The sequence below is a fragment of the Nostoc sp. FACHB-892 genome (assembly GCF_014698795.1).
Classification (GTDB): domain Bacteria; phylum Cyanobacteriota; class Cyanobacteriia; order Cyanobacteriales; family Nostocaceae; genus Nostoc.
Genome location: NZ_JACJTR010000001.1, coordinates 275,628 through 291,524 on the forward strand (window position 1 = coordinate 275,628; position 15,897 = coordinate 291,524).

11 protein-coding genes are annotated in these 15,897 nt (G+C 42.8%); 8 read left to right on the forward strand and 3 right to left on the reverse strand.

Translation table 11 applies throughout. The annotated features are described in order from the left end of the window. Nucleotides 1-68: 68 nt before the first annotated feature. The 7 genes from H6G96_RS01140 to H6G96_RS01170 all read left to right on the forward strand — a co-directional run bounded on the left by H6G96_RS01140 (nucleotide 69) and on the right by H6G96_RS01170 (nucleotide 8,984). Nucleotides 69-626 carry a phosphate-starvation-inducible PsiE family protein gene (locus H6G96_RS01140; protein WP_190909535.1) on the forward strand — a complete coding sequence of 186 codons (558 nt, stop codon included), beginning with the start codon at nucleotides 69-71 and terminating at the stop codon, nucleotides 624-626. A gap of 715 nt (nucleotides 627-1,341) precedes the next feature. Then, nucleotides 1,342-2,424: a photosystem II q(b) protein gene (psbA, locus tag H6G96_RS01145; RefSeq protein ID WP_190909536.1), complete on the forward strand. Its 1,083-nt coding sequence runs from the start codon at nucleotides 1,342-1,344 to the stop codon at nucleotides 2,422-2,424. Between the two features lie 378 nt (nucleotides 2,425-2,802). Continuing rightward, a complete protein-coding gene (locus H6G96_RS01150) occupies nucleotides 2,803-4,194 on the forward strand; it encodes a malic enzyme-like NAD(P)-binding protein (protein ID WP_190909537.1) in 1,392 nt (463 codons plus the stop codon). Between the two features lie 326 nt (nucleotides 4,195-4,520). Further along, nucleotides 4,521-6,809: a PhoD-like phosphatase gene (locus H6G96_RS01155; RefSeq protein WP_190909538.1), complete on the forward strand. Its 2,289-nt coding sequence runs from the start codon at nucleotides 4,521-4,523 to the stop codon at nucleotides 6,807-6,809. A gap of 246 nt (nucleotides 6,810-7,055) precedes the next feature. Then, a complete protein-coding gene (locus H6G96_RS01160) occupies nucleotides 7,056-7,592 on the forward strand; it encodes a general stress protein (protein ID WP_190909539.1) in 537 nt (178 codons plus the stop codon). Between the two features lie 78 nt (nucleotides 7,593-7,670). Beyond that, the gene (locus H6G96_RS01165; protein ID WP_190909540.1) at nucleotides 7,671-8,348 is read left to right on the forward strand and encodes a TrkA family potassium uptake protein; all 678 of its coding nucleotides are present in this window, start codon (nucleotides 7,671-7,673) and stop codon (nucleotides 8,346-8,348) included. A 75-nt stretch (nucleotides 8,349-8,423) separates the two neighbouring features. Continuing rightward, nucleotides 8,424-8,984: a DUF3124 domain-containing protein gene (locus H6G96_RS01170; protein ID WP_190909541.1), complete on the forward strand. Its 561-nt coding sequence runs from the start codon at nucleotides 8,424-8,426 to the stop codon at nucleotides 8,982-8,984. Between the two features lie 346 nt (nucleotides 8,985-9,330). On the opposite strand, the gene H6G96_RS01175 is transcribed toward H6G96_RS01170, so the two are convergent. Both H6G96_RS01175 and H6G96_RS01180 read right to left on the reverse strand, forming a co-directional pair. Further along, the gene (locus tag H6G96_RS01175) at nucleotides 9,331-10,884 is read right to left on the reverse strand and encodes a cation:proton antiporter (RefSeq protein ID WP_190909958.1); all 1,554 of its coding nucleotides are present in this window, start codon (nucleotides 10,882-10,884) and stop codon (nucleotides 9,331-9,333) included. A gap of 70 nt (nucleotides 10,885-10,954) precedes the next feature. Beyond that, nucleotides 10,955-11,956: a DUF389 domain-containing protein gene (locus H6G96_RS01180; protein ID WP_190909960.1), complete on the reverse strand. Its 1,002-nt coding sequence runs from the start codon at nucleotides 11,954-11,956 to the stop codon at nucleotides 10,955-10,957. 131 nt (nucleotides 11,957-12,087) lie between these two features. Here H6G96_RS01180 and H6G96_RS01185 point away from each other — a divergent pair, with 131 nt between their 5' ends. Then, nucleotides 12,088-13,653 (forward strand): sodium:proton antiporter, encoded by a 1,566-nt coding sequence (locus H6G96_RS01185; protein ID WP_190909542.1) that lies wholly within the window; start codon nucleotides 12,088-12,090, stop codon nucleotides 13,651-13,653. Between the two features lie 250 nt (nucleotides 13,654-13,903). Here H6G96_RS01185 and H6G96_RS01190 read toward each other — a convergent pair whose 3' ends face one another. After that, nucleotides 13,904-15,844: a GMC oxidoreductase gene (locus H6G96_RS01190; protein WP_190909543.1), complete on the reverse strand. Its 1,941-nt coding sequence runs from the start codon at nucleotides 15,842-15,844 to the stop codon at nucleotides 13,904-13,906. Between the last annotated feature and the right edge of the window lie 53 nt (nucleotides 15,845-15,897).

Below are 15,897 nucleotides of genomic sequence, written 5' to 3' on the forward strand. Positions count from 1 at the left end.
AATATTGCATAACATAAAACTATTGGGTTGACTCGCTGGTGTTGTCTGAACTTGTCCCGATTGGAAAAATGTACATGCAAAAGCGCCAGAAAAGTCGATTTTTATTTAGCGATCGCTGGCTTGATCGGCACTCCATTGTCCGCAATATGGAAGCCTTTCAAGACTTAATTGTGATTGTTTTGTGTTTGGGTTTGTTTGCCGTTATGCTGATCCAATTGTGGGGGTTATTTATCGCTCTCATGCAGCCACTAGATTATAAATATGTGACTGCAAAAATACTATTTGTGTTGATTTTAGTCGAGTTATTCCGACTATTAATGGTCTATTTGCAAGAACATAGTATCTCTGTAGGAGTAGCAGTTGAGGTAACAATTGTATCTCTACTGCGAGAGGTAGTAGTTCACGGAGCGCTAGAAATATCTTGGATTAATACGCTTGCAATTTGTGGTTTGTTATTTGTTTTAGGTGGACTACTCGTGGTGTGTGCTAAAACGCCACACATGGATTGTATGAGTGCTAATACTAAGTTTTGTCCAGTTGTGTATAGAGGAGGTAGGGAACGGGAAAATGATGAGTTTGAATTCCAGTATTCACGTCAATATGATGAAAATCAACCGCTGGGATAAATTCTTGTAACCATTCCCGACAATCACAGGTACGGAGCTTTGTCCCCCTCCCAACACTACTAACAATTGCTTACTCATGCTGTTTGCGGAACTTACGGGCGAGGTTACGCTTAACCAGAGGGTGTACTCGCCCCCTCACCCTAAGAACTCATTTTTCGTTGGCACTCGTTGCTCAACTCCGTTACTAGCGAAGGCTTGGCCACGAGTCAATACCCTGCGTTGTACAACTTTTTACCGTATTTTTACTATACCAAAATTGGCTTTGTTTTTATTTGCTTCGTCAAACACTCTCAATACGGTTCGGTTAGTGATATTTTGCCCTTGAAGATCCCCCCAACCCCCCTTAAAAAGGCTTGCTTATAACCTTCTTTTACCCCCTTTTTAAGAGGGTCGCCACACGCGGGGGGATCTTAACCGAACCGTATTGCAAACACTTTGAGTTTGTTAAGCGTTTAACTTAGCAAAACTTAAAAATAATGTCTTGAAAAATACAAATTATTAATGTAAAACGTGATATTAAGAGCCGGGAAAGTTTTCCCTTTTTTCACACAGTCTCCCTGGGAAAGTTAGTTAACAGCATTTTGGTGTGAGGTAATTGCAGAGAATCCCGGCTATTGGGGAGAAGGTATTTGGCAAAAGTCTTTAAAAACAGCTTAATTCTCAATTCTGAAAAATTGGGAACCTTTGTTGTCAACGATTTATAAACAACACAGTTATGACCACAACTCTAGGAAGAAGCGAAAGCGGCAACTTGTGGGATCGTTTCTGTCAATGGATTACTAGCACCGACAATCGGCTTTATATCGGTTGGTTCGGGGTTTTAATGATTCCTACCCTATTAACCGCTACCATCTGTTTCATTATTGCCTTTATTGCTGCACCACCCGTTGATATTGACGGCATTCGGGAGCCAGTTTCTGGTTCCTTATTATATGGCAATAATATCATCACTGGTGCTGTTGTACCCACATCCAACGCTATTGGTTTGCACTTCTACCCCATTTGGGAAGCTGCTTCAATGGATGAATGGCTTTACAACGGCGGGCCTTATCAACTCATTGTCTTGCACTTTTTGATTGGTATTTTCTGCTGGCTCGGTCGGCAATGGGAGTTAAGCTATCGTTTAGGGATGCGTCCTTGGATTTGCGTTGCTTACTCTGCTCCTGTAGCTGCTGCGACTTCTGTCTTTTTAATTTACCCAATTGGTCAAGGTAGCTTTTCTGACGGGATGCCTCTAGGAATTAGCGGCACATTTAACTTCATGTTCGTGTTCCAAGCCGAGCATAACATCCTCATGCACCCATTCCATCAACTGGGCGTAGCGGCGGTGTTCGGTGGTGCGTTTTTCTGTGCGATGCACGGTTCTTTGGTGACTTCCTCTCTAGTTAGGGAGACTACTGAAAGTGAATCTCAAAACTACGGTTACAAGTTTGGTCAAGAACAAGAAACCTATAGCATTGTAGCTGCTCATGGTTACTTTGGGCGGTTAATCTGGCAATATGCCAGCTTTAATAACTCGCGTTCCTTGCACTTTTTCTTGGCAGCTTGGCCTGTAGTTGGTATCTGGTTGACGGCATTGGGCATCAGTACGATGGCGTTCAACCTTAACGGGTTCAACTTTAACCAATCAATTCTTGACTCTAAAGGTCATGTAATTAATACATGGGCAGATGTGCTAAACCGCGCCAATTTAGGTATAGAAGTGATGCACGAACGCAATGCTCACAATTTCCCCCTGGATTTGGCTGCTGGTGATGCAGTACCTGTGGCAACGGTCGCACCTGTAATTCACGGTTAATTGTAAATTAAAATTCACCGCGCTCTCTATCTATCTAGAGGGCGCTTTTTTCATGAATTTATACTTAATACAAATATTTACACAAATAAAGTTTTAAAAAAATATCTGGTGTATTTGGGTACAATTACTAAATTATTACTCATTTATACTAGTAAATGCATTGGTATAAAAATAATTATTAAAACTGTGAGTAGTAAATAAGAACCCCACCCCGCCAAAGCTACGCTTTGTCTTCCCTCTTTGCTTTTCGAGAGGTGTTGGATTGGGGTTTAGGGACTTTTGTAAGAGGTATATTGTATTTCTACTGACTACAAATCTCAGATTTTAGTTTTTGTCTCAATTCAATATAAAATCTAAAACTTAAAATCCAAAATCAACATGACAGACCTAACTCCTAATTCTAGTTTTAGTTTGACACTACGCTTGCAGATTCCCAATCGTGTAGGGATGTTAGCATCGGTAACCCAGGCGATCGCAACTACTGGTGGTAATCTTGGTCAAATTGATTTAATCGAGCAAACTCGCAAAGAGTCCACCCGTGATATTACCGTTGATGCTGCTAGTACGGAACACGCTGAAACCATTGTGCAGGCAGTGAAAGCTTTGCCAGACATTAAGTTACTCAGTGTCTACGATCGCACCTTTAATTTGCATCGTGGTGGCAAAATCAGCATTACTAGCAGAATCCCCCTGAAGAGTGTTTCCGATCTAGCAATGGCTTACACGCCCGGAGTCGGTCGAATTTGTACTGCGATCGCTCAAGATCCAGAGGAAGTATACAAGTTAACTATCAAACAAAACACTGTTGCCATTGTTACCGATGGTAGTGCCGTATTGGGATTAGGAAATCTTGGCCCAGCTGCTGCTCTCCCAGTCATGGAAGGCAAAGCAATGCTGTTCAAAGAATTTGCGGGGCTAGATGCTTTTCCCATTTGTCTGGCTACCCAAAATACAGAAGAAATTATCCAGACAGTCAAGAATATCGCGCCAGTTTTTGGGGGTGTGAATTTAGAGGATATCGCTGCACCTCGCTGCTTTGAAATTGAAAAGAGATTACGCCAGGAGTTAGATATCCCCGTTTTTCACGATGACCAGCACGGTACAGCAATTGTCACCTTGGCAGCATTGTTTAATTCCTTAAAACTGGTACATAAGTCAATGGCGGAAATCCGCATCGTGATTAATGGTGCTGGGGCGGCTGGAGTAGCGATCGCTCGGTTACTGAGGAAAGCTGGGGCAGAAAAAATCTGGATGTGCGACTCTAAAGGGATTATCTCTACTAGTCGCACCGATTTAACAGAAGAAAAACTCGAATTTGCTGTAAAAGCTCAGGGTACATTAGCAGGTGCAATGCAAGGAGCAGATGTCTTTATCGGTGTCAGCGCACCGGGAGTTTTGACACCAGAAATGGTGCATTCGATGGCGAAAGATGCAATTGTGTTTGCAATGGCAAATCCGATTCCAGAGATTCAGCCAGAATTAATCAGTAAAGATGTAGCTGTGATTGCTACCGGTCGCAGTGATTACCCAAATCAAATTAATAATGTCCTAGCTTTCCCTGGAGTATTCCGTGGTGCTTTAGATTGTCGGGCAAAGACAATTACCACCACAATGTACCTAGAAGCCGCAAATGCGATCGCCTCCTTAGTCAAGCCTTCAGATTTAAATCGGGAACATATTGTCCCTTCAGTCTTTGATGAGCGAGTCGCTAACGCTGTTGCTGCTGCTGTGCAACAAGCAGCGCGTCAAGAAGGTATTGCTGGGAATTAAACCAATTTGCTAATTCGCAATGACGCTCGTTCGCTCTTAGCGTCTCCCTTTGGGAGAAGACTCGCTAACGCTGCGCTAACGCAATTCGCAATGGGCTACGCCCCGCTACGCTAACGCAATTACGTTTTGTGACGGGGATTTAGACCCCGACACAAAACGGGCTGCTTGATAGAAACAGGGGAATTAAACCCCTAAACTAGGTTAATTAATCCCTTGAAGGCAGTGTAAACCCTGCTTAAAGCTTTCATCCTTGTGGCTGAAGCCACAAGGATGAAAGCCATTTTTCTTATAAAGTTAAACAGATGGGATATTGATGTCTGAATTTAATGAAGTATCAAGTTGGGGACGAGTTTTTACAAGAACTGCCACTGATTTTAGCGGGGCCAATCCTCAAACATACTGAACCAGAGTCAGTGACGGTATGGGTTGCACTAAAACAGGCTTTTCAGGTAGAACTCAAGGTTTATGACACAACAAATGATGGCAAAGTAGTAGGAAATTGCTTATTGGAGGGGGAATACTCTACCTTTGCTTTGGGTAAGTATCTTCATGTAGCTGCCATTACGGCTCGGTCTACGGATGGACATCGCCTAACTGGAGGTCATATCTATGCATACGACCTCCAGTTTACTGTTGCTGACCAAACCCTGCAAATGCAACAAGCATTATGCTCAAACTCCTCTTCTACGGTTAGCATCAGCTACTTTGATCATCAAAAACCAACCTTTGTTCTGCCGCCAAACCGTCTTCAAGATTTGCAAATTTTCCATGCTTCCTGTCGTAAACCTCATGGTCATGGGTTTGATGCATTGCCAATTCTTGACAGTTTGATTGAGGTATCAGCGAATCAACCCCAACATCGCCCTCACCAGCTATTCCTTACCGGAGATCAAATTTACGGCGACGATGTAGCAGAACCATCCCTGTGGGTTGCCAGCACTCTTGGCGATGCCCTCTTGGATTGGGAAGAACAACTTCCTGTAAATGGAATGTATTGCACTCCCCAGCAGCTACCCCCTGGAGAACGGGCTGAAGTTGCGACAAATCAAGCTGGGTTGACCGCAGGATTACATAATAAACCTGAGAAAGTTAACAGTCATCTTTTCAGCCTCGGTGAATACTACGCTACTTATTTACTAGCTTGGTCGCCAGTGTGCTGGCCGGCCGCATTTCCCAAAGGACACCAAGTAATGCGCGATCGCAAAGCTATCAAGAAGTGGAACCAAGAAGTGCAGCATTTGCGCCAATTCATTTATACCCTTTGGAAAGTGCGCCGCGCCCTTGCCAATATTCCCATGTACACCATTTTTGATGACCATGATGTTACTGATGACTGGAACCTAAACCAAGCTTGGTGTTTGCGAGTACTGGGGCATCCTTTAGGGCGAAGAATAGTTCAAAATGCATTGTTAGCCTACACAGTATTTCAAGGGTGGGGCAATACACCAGGGCAATTTGCAGAAGGTCAATCCGGTGAAAAGCTGTTGGTAGCTGCACAAGCTTGGTCAGCTTCCCAAGGAAAAGATGCAAAAGCTGAGGAGGCGATCGCTCGTTATATAGGTATGCCAGCCAACAATCCCCACACAGGTTTACCTATTTTAGTCCGAGACGGTGCAGTGTTCATTCTGGATCGACATCCTGAAGCACTCACTTGGAACTATATAGTCAGGAGCGATTGCCATGAAGTAATTGTGCTGGATACACGGACTTGGCGGGGTTATCCAGCCGATCAAAAACCAATCGCGCCACCGATGCTGCTGTGTCCAAAAGCCTTTGAGCAACAACTAGTTTTACCTTTACAACAAGTAGTTGAAGAAACTCAGATTCAAACTACATTTGTGATTGCGCCCACAAATGTATTTGGATTACAAGTGATTGATTGGATTCATCATTGGCACTTACAACAGGAGAAGGTTTTTTCAACGGATGTTGGAGATGCCTGGAACATTAATACTGAAGCATTGGCAACATTCTTAACCACGTTGTTTGAGGAACGTCAACAAGTCATTATTTTATCCGGGGATATCCACTACAGTTCTGTTGCTCACTTATCTTATGCACGCACTCATTCCAAGTTACAGTCTGTTTTAGTGCAGTTAACCGCTAGTGCATTGAAAAATGAAGAGGTTTTAACGCGGCTGATTCATACACGATTAAAAGATTGGCTGCTACCAGAAAAAGTGCGTCATTGGATAGGGTGGATCAATCCACCCAATATGGTAGAAATTTCAGACAAACAATTACACCATAATCGCCAGATGTTGGCTAACTCTGACTGGCATTGTGTGTTGGAGTGGATACCTCGAAACAGTGTTCAAACTTCTCGCTTCAAAGCAGATATGTCATCGCTGATAGCTCCCTGGAAACGAGCCGAAAATGCCAAATGGAAATGGCTACAACCCCTGATGTTTTGGAAATTTCGTTGGTTTCAGGACGGGCGAGAAGTAATTGGATTGAATAATTTAGCTCTGGTTCACTTTAAGTTAGGAGACACGAGTAGTTCTTGTAAAGTTTATCAAGATTTGTACTGGTTTTCTCCTTGGTATCCAACACAAGTTGTTTACAGCCGTTTTGAGAGCCAGTTAACCCCTAATCATACCATTTCACTTCAATAATGATACAAATACGCTGATGGGGGAATGTTGCTCTAACCCAAGAAGCGGCAAGTGCGTTTGGTTTCTGTTTTGTGGTGTTCAACTTGGTACTATTACCTGACAAACGTACTCGACCCATAAATGTTATGTGCTCATCTTGCTTACAGGTGCTATCACTTTCTGGTCATATTTGTTTGTAATACTGTAGACAAATCAATCACCAGCAAAAGCTTTGCAGATCCATCAATGCTTTTGGGAGGCAAACAAATGGCTTCTGGACAACTTCAACACGCTATTGGTATATTTAGCGATCGCCAAATTGCACTACAAGCGCTCGACGAACTTAGAAGTAGTGGCTTTCCAATGAATAAGATTTCTGTAATCACTAAAAAACCCAAGCTCAATGAGCAACTTGACAGTTTTGACACGGGTGAAAGTACTATCACTCATGCAGAAGGTGCTAAGGCGGGTGGATTAGCAGGCGCTAGGACGGGAGGTTTACTTACTTTAGTTGCGGGTTTGGGTATTTTGCTTATTCCTGGTTTTGGCCCAGTCCTAGCAGCAGAGTCTGTTTTAGCTACCCTTTTAGGAAGTGGAGCTAGTGCAGCTGCTGGCGGTCTTATTGGCGCACTACGGGGTTGGTTTCTTCCTGAAGAAGCCGCCCAACTCTATAATGACCGAGTATTCCAAGGCGATTATTTAGTGACGATAGAAAGCACAGAATACGATATCCGTCAAGCCGAACCTATTCTTAAGCGTTGGGGTATTCAGGAGTGGCGGGTTCATAACATTCCCAAAAGTTGAAAGTATCTTTCGTCAAGCTACATTCCTTTGCTAACTGTAAAGTGGAATAGGAATTGGAAAAGAGCATCAAGAACATTCATGTACGTATTAATTGGTGGAGCCGGTTTAGTAGGCTTAAGTTTGGCGCAAAAACTGGTAGAACTAGGGCATACTGTTGCCGTAATTGATATTGACCCTATTGCTTGCCGCTATGCCCGTGAACAAGTAGGAGCGATGGCTTTTGAAGGCAGCGCTGTAAGTACAGAAGTATTGTTAGAAGCTGGGATTCGCAAAGCCGGTTCCTTGGCAGCTGTTCTGAGAAGTGATGCCTTAAACTTGGCAATGGTGACTCTTGCTAAACACTACGGTGTCACCCATATTTTAAGTCGGATGCGCCACCCCGATTTTGCTGAACCACTGCGGATAGCTGGAGCTAACCATATCATTAGCACTGTTGAACTATCAGTTTCTACAATGGTGAATGCCATTGAGTATCCGCAAGTGGAATCAATGATGCATTTTGAGCAAGGACAGATTGAGGTTCTGAAACTTGCCATCCCAAACAATTGCTATGTTGTTGGGCGTAGCGTTGCCGAAATCGCTCAGGATGCCCGATTTCCTACTGGTTCGCTAATTATTGGCTATCAATCCCATCCCCATGAAGATTTGATGATTCCTAACGGCAGTACAATACTGGAACCTCATTCAACAGTATTGATTGTGACTAAACCAGGATCTTTACATCAAGTCATTGATTTTATTGAACAAAGATGTTGAGCGCAATGCCTACCGAAACTCTTTATTAGGTGAGATTAGCTACACAGGTATAAAAAATGGGTGTAAATAGTTTTGATGAAACCGTATCCATATATTTATTTAGCGATCGCTCTTATTTTTCTTGCATCTTGTCAATCAACAAATATTCCACCCAACTCAAAACCCGATGCCATTCAAGCAACCCCACCTCAAAAAATAGTCACGCTGGATAAGAATTTTAAGATAGCAAGCGGTCAAACTGTTTATGTTCCTGTCTATTCACATATTTATCATCACAATCGCCAGGAGATTTTCGAGTTAGCAGTTACCCTAAGTATTCGGAATACAGATTTGAGCAATCCCATTATCATTACTTCTGTGCGCTACTATAACTCAGATGGTAAATTAGTTAAACAGTATTTGGAGCGCCCCATTCAAATTGATGCACTAGCTTCCACAGCTTTTTTTGTCAATAGAAATGATAGCAGTGGAGGCTTAGGCGCAAATTTTATTGTAGAGTGGGTAGCCCAAACAGAAATATCCCAACCTATAGTGGAAGCAGTCATGATTGGTACTGACTTTCAGCAAGGAATTTCTTTTATCAGTCCTGGTAGAGTGATTAAAAATCAAAATAACGATAAGCGATCGCCTTTGTAATTTGTAATGATGCTCAAAGACTCGCTCTCAGCGTTCGCGGTAGCGTCTCGTAGAGAAGCCATGCCGTTCGCGTTAGCGTCTCTGAAAGAGAAGGCTTTACGCTACGCTAACGTAATTCGTAATTAAGTTTTTCCTCGTTCCCATGAAAATGCATCCATTGAGTCTCTGACTTCATGTTTAACAGGAGACAGGAGATTTTAATCAATCAGCAAAAGCTCAAAGGTTCACTCACAAAGCTTAGAGGTTCATCGACAAAGCTCAAAGGTTCACTCACAAAGCTTAGAGGTTCATCGACAAAGCTCAAAGGTTCACTCACAAAGCTCAGATTATCCCCAATCCCCAATCCCTAATCATCTTCAAGTTTCAACAATTGTTCATCAAGAGTTTGTATCCGTCCGCGCACAATTTCTTCTGAAAGAATTCGCTTCCGCATTGCCTCATTGAGCGCTCCTTTTTCTGCCAACAGTAAACGTCGGCGAATGGCTTCAAGTTTACTGCTGTTGCCACTTCTACCTTCCACCTCATCAGGGCGACGATTATAAAGTTCTCGCAGTGTCTTTTCTGCACCAGCAATTCGTACCTGATAAGCTGAACGCATCTCTTCATAAACGGCTTTTGGTAATACACCTGATTTCAACAGGCTATCTAATTCATCTTGTGCTGCCTTACCAGTCATTAGCTGGGCTTGTAATTCTTCAACCTGTTGTTGAGCTTCTGAAAAATTAGATAATTTTAAGCGTTTTACCACCCAAGGCAAACTTAAACCCTGTCCCACTAACGACACCAGCACACTACCGAAGACTATAGCAATGAGGACTTCTCGCCCTGGCAGTGTACTGGGTAAGCTCAACGCCAAAGCCATCGAAAGTGAACCTTTGATATTGCCTAAAAACAGTAAATGTTGCCAGCGCAACGGAATTGGGCGGTCAATCCAACGAATTCCTGCTAGCAATGGATAGACCGTAAGAATTCGTCCGATTTGATAAGCCAAAACTGCAAATAGAATTGCAGGTAAAGTTCTCCAGAGCGTTATCAGGTCTATTTCTACACCAATTAGCAGAAAAATAAAGGTGTTGACAGTAAAGCTGGCATATTCCCAGAAACTCAACAAGGTGATGCGGCTAGAAGCAGAAGTATTGCGATAAAGCCCTAAATTACCGAAAATTAATCCAGCGACAACTACAGCCACAGCACCCGATACACCGAGAAATTGCCCTACCTGAAAAGTTCCTAATGCAACTGCAACTGTCAGTAACAAACTGCTAAGGGGATCATCTAAACGGGCGAATACAGGGATACTCAAATAGCCCAAGACTAACCCCACTACGCAGCCTCCTAGAGAGATAAATAGCAGTTGTTGGATTCCCTCTAGTAACGTGAGTGAACCTGTCGAATATACTTGCAAAATCAAGTTGAACGAAACTAGGGCAGCAGCATCGTTGAATAGGGTTTCTCCTTCAACTATGGTTGAAAGCCGGGAAGGCACTGGTATATCCTTAAACACAGCGATCATGGAAACAGTATCAGTGTTTGCCAGAATTACTCCGACAAATAAGGCAGGTATCCAACTCAGTCCCAACCCAAATTTCAACAGGACGGCAATAATAGCGCCAGACAGCACAGCCCCTGGCCCAGCTAATAGCGCAATTGGTTTAAAAGTGCTGCGTAGGCGGCTGACATCTGTATTAATACCAGCTTCAAAGATAAGAATTGGCAGGAAAAGATTTAAAACAAGGGTTGGATTTAAACCAATCGGGCGAGATAATAGCTCAGTGATTGGTAAACCTGCTAATACTAAACCTGTAACATAGGGGATTCGCAACCGCCGGGACAGCAGAGCTACACCTGTAGCAAGGAGCAAGAGAATAATTGAAACTTTGACTAATTCTGTAACATCCACTATTAGGTTTTGAAAAGCTAGTTTGACTTGACTGATAGATTCTCTCCTCATTCATGCCAAATTAGCAACTTTAGCGTTTAGGTTCAGAACTTCTAATTTCCTCCACTTGACCAACTTCAAAAATTAGAGTGAATGGTTGCCCCATCTCTCGCTTGACAAATTCTTCTAATAACTCTACTTGCCGAGGTGTGACAGGTTCTCTTGCCCGGACGCTCAAACGGATTTCTGGCGGATTTGTCAACCAATTGGTATTACTGTTAAGCAACTGCAATCGCCCAAAGGTGACAGTTCGGTTTAATAATGCCCGTCGTAAGCTAGTTTCTAGTTGCGCTTGTCGTACAAGTCGGGCAAAGCTGACTCCCAAAGGAATTAGCAGGACAGCTGTCAAAGCCATAGTCCAAATTAGGGGCCTATGTGCCCGTGCCATAGAAGTGTAACCTGCGACTAAGAATGTCACCATACAGGAGAGGGCAATACCTAATAAGTTGGTGAGATAAAGTAGGGTTGCCCCGAAACTTAGTGACCAATTTGCTTGTGCCAAGCCTAAGCCAATCACACAGATGGGAGGCATGAGGGCAACAGCGATCGCAGTTCCCGCTAAACTAGTAGATATTTTCGTCTCAACTTTCGCATAGCCACTGATACCACCAGCTGCTACCGCAATCCCTAAATCCAGCAATGTTGGTTTTGAACGAGCCAGTATCTCGCTACCATATCTGGGCAAACCCACCAACCAACCCAGAGTAAAAGCGATCGCTACCGCTAAAACTGTGCCCACTACTACAGCAATCACACCCTTGCGAAACAAAGTAATATCTGCTTGCAAAGCACCAAAAGCTAACCCGCGAATCGGCAACATTAGGGGTGCAATGATCATCGCACCAATAATCACGGCCGCACTGTTGGACAATAAACCTAAAGTAGCGATCGCACAGGAGCTAATAATTAAAATTATGTAAGCTGAGTCTAGGGTTGATTCTGCCAGCAGGTCTGTTTGTAGCTGTTGGAGTTGTTCTGGCTGCGAACCCCGGCGGCGGAAATTTTTAAAGCGGTCTCGAATGTTATTACCCAAGACCTTCCTCCTAAATACTCGGTTAATCGTCAAATCTTCATTCTTTGCTAATTTAAAGTCTGACATTGAATTGATGTCATCTGAAAATAGTCAGATAATTATTGGTGCAAAATTATACCAGGAATTTTTTTATGGTACTTGAATCCGCGATCGCCGAGGAAGTTATTACCGACAATCTCAAGCAGTTTCTATTGGTACTTTCGGTGTCTCTAGGCGTGGCGACACTACCGCAGATATTTAGCTGGTTTCGCAATATACCATACACCTTGCTACTGGTAATTGTCGGATTAGGGTTGGCGTTGGTTGATGTCCGTTTAGTAACGCTTTCCCCGGAATTAATTTTGTTCATTTTTTTACCACCCTTGTTATTTGAAGCCGCCTGGAATTTGAAATGGTCAGACTTGAAGCGGGATTTAGTACCAATTTGCCTATATGCAGTGTTCGGGGTGGTAATTGCGATCGCAGGGGTGGCGATCGCTCTCAATCAACTCGTTGGTATTTCTCTCACTACAGCTTTACTCATCGCCGCCAGTCTATCTGCCACTGACCCTGTTTCTGTCACCGCTTTGTTTCGGCAACTCGGCGTAGGTACTCGTCTTGTCACCTTAATGGAGGGCGAAAGCTTGTTCAATGATGGCATGGCTGTAGTTGCCTTTGGTTTTTTGGTAGCCTTATCTTTGGGAACTGTGGAATTGGAATTCCAGCCAATTTTATTGCAGTTATTTACAGTTGTTGGCATCGGTGTAGGGGTGGGAGCTTTTATTGGATTTGGTATTTCCTACCTCACCCAGCGTTTCGATTTGCCCTTAGTGGAACAATCTTTAACCTTGGTTTCCGCTTACGGCACTTACCTGATTATTGAAGACTTAGGCGGTTCTGGGGTAATTGGAGTTGTCACCACAGGTTTAATTTTAGGCAACTTTGGCTCTCGTATCGGCATGAATCCCCGCACTCGGGTTATTGTCTCCGAATTTTGGGAATTTTTGGCGTTCTTTGTTAACTCTATCGTCTTCCTACTAATTGGCGACCAAATACGCTTTGCGAGTTTAGGCGAAAACTTGCAAATCATTATGGTGACAGTGGCAGCAATGATTTTAATGCGGGCAGTTGCTATTTACATTCTCAGCAAATTGAGCGTTAGCATCACTAAATCAGACATTTCTTTACCAGAACAAACTATCCTCTGGTGGGGTGGGTTACGAGGTTCCGTTTCCATTGCCCTGGCATTGAGTGTATCGACAATGCTGCCAGAGCGAGAAAAAATTATTGCTACAGTGTTTGGGGTAGTTTTATTTACTCTACTTGTTCAGGGATTGACTATCAAACCTTTGCTAGAAAAACTCAATTTGCTAGGTGATGCACCCTTACGTGAGCAATATTTAGAATTTGTTGCCCGTCATGTTGCCTTAGAACGCGTTCTAGAACATCTCCAGGCAGACAAACGCCCAGGTATTGACCCAGAATTTCGTCGTTATCAAGAGACACTAATCAAAGGTGAACTTGCAGATTTACGGATAGAAATTGACAAATTACAGGGTGAATATCCCAATCTTCAGAGTTTTACGACAGAACAGTTCCGAGGAGAACTGTTGGCCATTGAGGCAGATACTTATGCAGAATTTGTCAGGTCTGGTCGGTTAAATAAAGAACTTGCTTCTCTGCTGGAGGATGTTTTGCAAAATGGTGATCAAAAATAAGGGTTATATCAATTTTGGATTTTAGATTTTGAATGTTGGATTAAGAGTCAATATAGTAGTTTAAGTAGAATGCATTACGCTAAAGGCTAACACGCCGCTCTATTTACTATGTCAAATCCTTAGAGGATGTCTGAGAAGTATCAAAGATTTGTTGATCCCCCCTAACCCCCTTAAAAAAGAGGGAATAAGAGACTCAAAGTCCCCCTTTTTAAGGGGGGTTTCTAAGCGTTCAGCCCATACAACAAACTTTTCAGAAGTTAATTGCAGCGTGTTGGAGAATAACATCACTTGCTTTTTCACTAATCATATATATAGGCGTTACAATAAAAAATCCAGGAATAAAAGGAAATACCGATGCATCTACCACGCGCAAATTCTGTGTTCCATATACTCGGAAGTCACCATCTAAGACTGCCATTCTGTCATCTTTATGTCCAATTTTACAAGTCCCACAAGCGTGGTGTCCCCAAGCTTCATCTTTGATAAACTTCTTAATTTCATGTTGTTCATCTATACTTTTCCCTGGTAGCATTTCGGCTTTTGTGAACAGCTGAGTACGTTCTGTCAATCGTCTGACAAATTCTACTCCTTCGACAACAGATAGTAAGTCTTCTTGGTTGGGATCATTACCTTCATCGAAGTATTTAAAATTAATTTCTGGAATATCTCTAGGATCAGTTGTTCTGAGTGTTACTGACCCGGCTGTGTTGTTGGTATGAGCCTTGAGTATGGCCCAGGTAAAAAGATTTTTATACTTACCAATGTCTTCAGAGTATTTGAGAAAGTAACCTTTAAAAAAAGCTGGTAGTCCAAAAATAAATAAGTCAGGTTCTGGTCTATCTCTGTGCGATTTCTTGATAATTCCCAAGACAGCTCCATTAGTTACATATACACCTGATTTAGAACGATTCCATTCTAATAAACAAGTATCGCTAATTTTCTGTTTGGGTTGGGGTTCGGTAAATGTACAATTATCCAGGATGCTAAAGTCTTGATTCATCTCACTCACCACACCTACTTCGTAACGATCCTGTAAATTTGTACCAACTCCTGGAAGATCCACTCGGACTTCTATTCCTAAATTAGTTAATTCTTCTTTCGGGCCAATTCCAGATAGCTTAAGTATTTGGGGAGTATTAAAAGCACCTCCAGACAAGATGACTTCTTTTTTCATAAAAACTGTCTGCCTGTCTTGGGAGTTGTTTTCTGTCTTATCTGCTAGAGGATCTGCACGATATATGTGTTTACCTTCAAGATACTCTACACCGATCGCAGTGTTGTTTTCATCAAACAAAACCTTAGTTACCAATGCATGAGTTTTTACAATCAATCGGTCGGGAAACTGGCGTTCGGTTTGGCGAATATATTCCCTTGTACCAGTACGTTTTCCATCCTTGACAGCGAGTGGAATGGAAAAAACACCTTCACCACTGGCTTTGGTAATTTTCCAGTCATTGGGGTCTAAAAGTGTGTCTAAAAACTCCAGAGGATCTTTTTGCCGTAGTTTGAGAAAAGCTAATATGTTAGCTAAGAAACTCTTAAAAACTACCTTAATTACTTGGGGTAGACTTTTACCCTGTTCTCCTAAAGCTTGAACAGCAGATTTGACGATAACTTTTAGGAGTTGGCGATCGCGCACAACTAACTTAGGATCTGCTAAGTTGGTTGTTAGCCAGCCATCAAAGCCGTGGCGAGTAGGATTATGATTTGGGTCAATGGGGCGATCAAGATAATTGCAGCGCTCTAGCCTTTCAAAATATTTCCGCATATTATCGCTGTTCCAGGAAGCATCTCCTGTAATTGCCGCAATTTTGTCCCAGTCACTGTTGTGAGGATACACCGTAATCATCGCATTATGACCAGTGCATCCTCCCAACATCCCGGCTCGCGGATATAGAATACCCTTATGCTCTGGGCTAAACTTAGAATCACGCCGCTGTTGCTCTTCACTGGAGTAATGTTTAACAAAAAAATCCCACCTCAGATCCTCATCTTCTGTCGCCCGTGCATGAAATGCTGGTACTGAGTAAGTGTAGCGTTCTCTATCTTTGCCTTTTTCATCGCGTAACGGATCGCCACCTGCTTCTAGCAACAAAACTTTGTATCCTGCTTTGGCTAAATTTGCAGCTACTGGGCCTCCTCCAGCGCCTGAACCAACAACGATATAGTCGTACTCAGCTTCTTTATTCATAATTTTTGTTTATTGAAATTTTTCTCTGCGCCTCTACCTGAGGTAAATATTTA

Bases quoted from the DNA above. Each gene is read 5' to 3' on its own strand.
- H6G96_RS01140 (WP_190909535.1), top strand. From the start codon at position 69: ATGTACATGCAAAAGCGCCAGAAAAGTCGATTTTTATTTAGCGATCGC.
- H6G96_RS01165 (WP_190909540.1), top strand. From the start codon at position 7,671: ATGTACGTATTAATTGGTGGAGCCGGTTTAGTAGGCTTAAGTTTGGCG.
- H6G96_RS01155 (WP_190909538.1), top strand. From the start codon at position 4,521: ATGAAGTATCAAGTTGGGGACGAGTTTTTACAAGAACTGCCACTGATT.
- H6G96_RS01160 (WP_190909539.1), top strand. From the start codon at position 7,056: ATGGCTTCTGGACAACTTCAACACGCTATTGGTATATTTAGCGATCGC.
- H6G96_RS01190 (WP_190909543.1), bottom strand. From the start codon at position 15,844: ATGAATAAAGAAGCTGAGTACGACTATATCGTTGTTGGTTCAGGCGCT.
- H6G96_RS01185 (WP_190909542.1), top strand. From the start codon at position 12,088: ATGGTACTTGAATCCGCGATCGCCGAGGAAGTTATTACCGACAATCTC.
- H6G96_RS01170 (WP_190909541.1), top strand. From the start codon at position 8,424: ATGAAACCGTATCCATATATTTATTTAGCGATCGCTCTTATTTTTCTT.
- H6G96_RS01150 (WP_190909537.1), top strand. From the start codon at position 2,803: ATGACAGACCTAACTCCTAATTCTAGTTTTAGTTTGACACTACGCTTG.
- psbA (WP_190909536.1), top strand. From the start codon at position 1,342: ATGACCACAACTCTAGGAAGAAGCGAAAGCGGCAACTTGTGGGATCGT.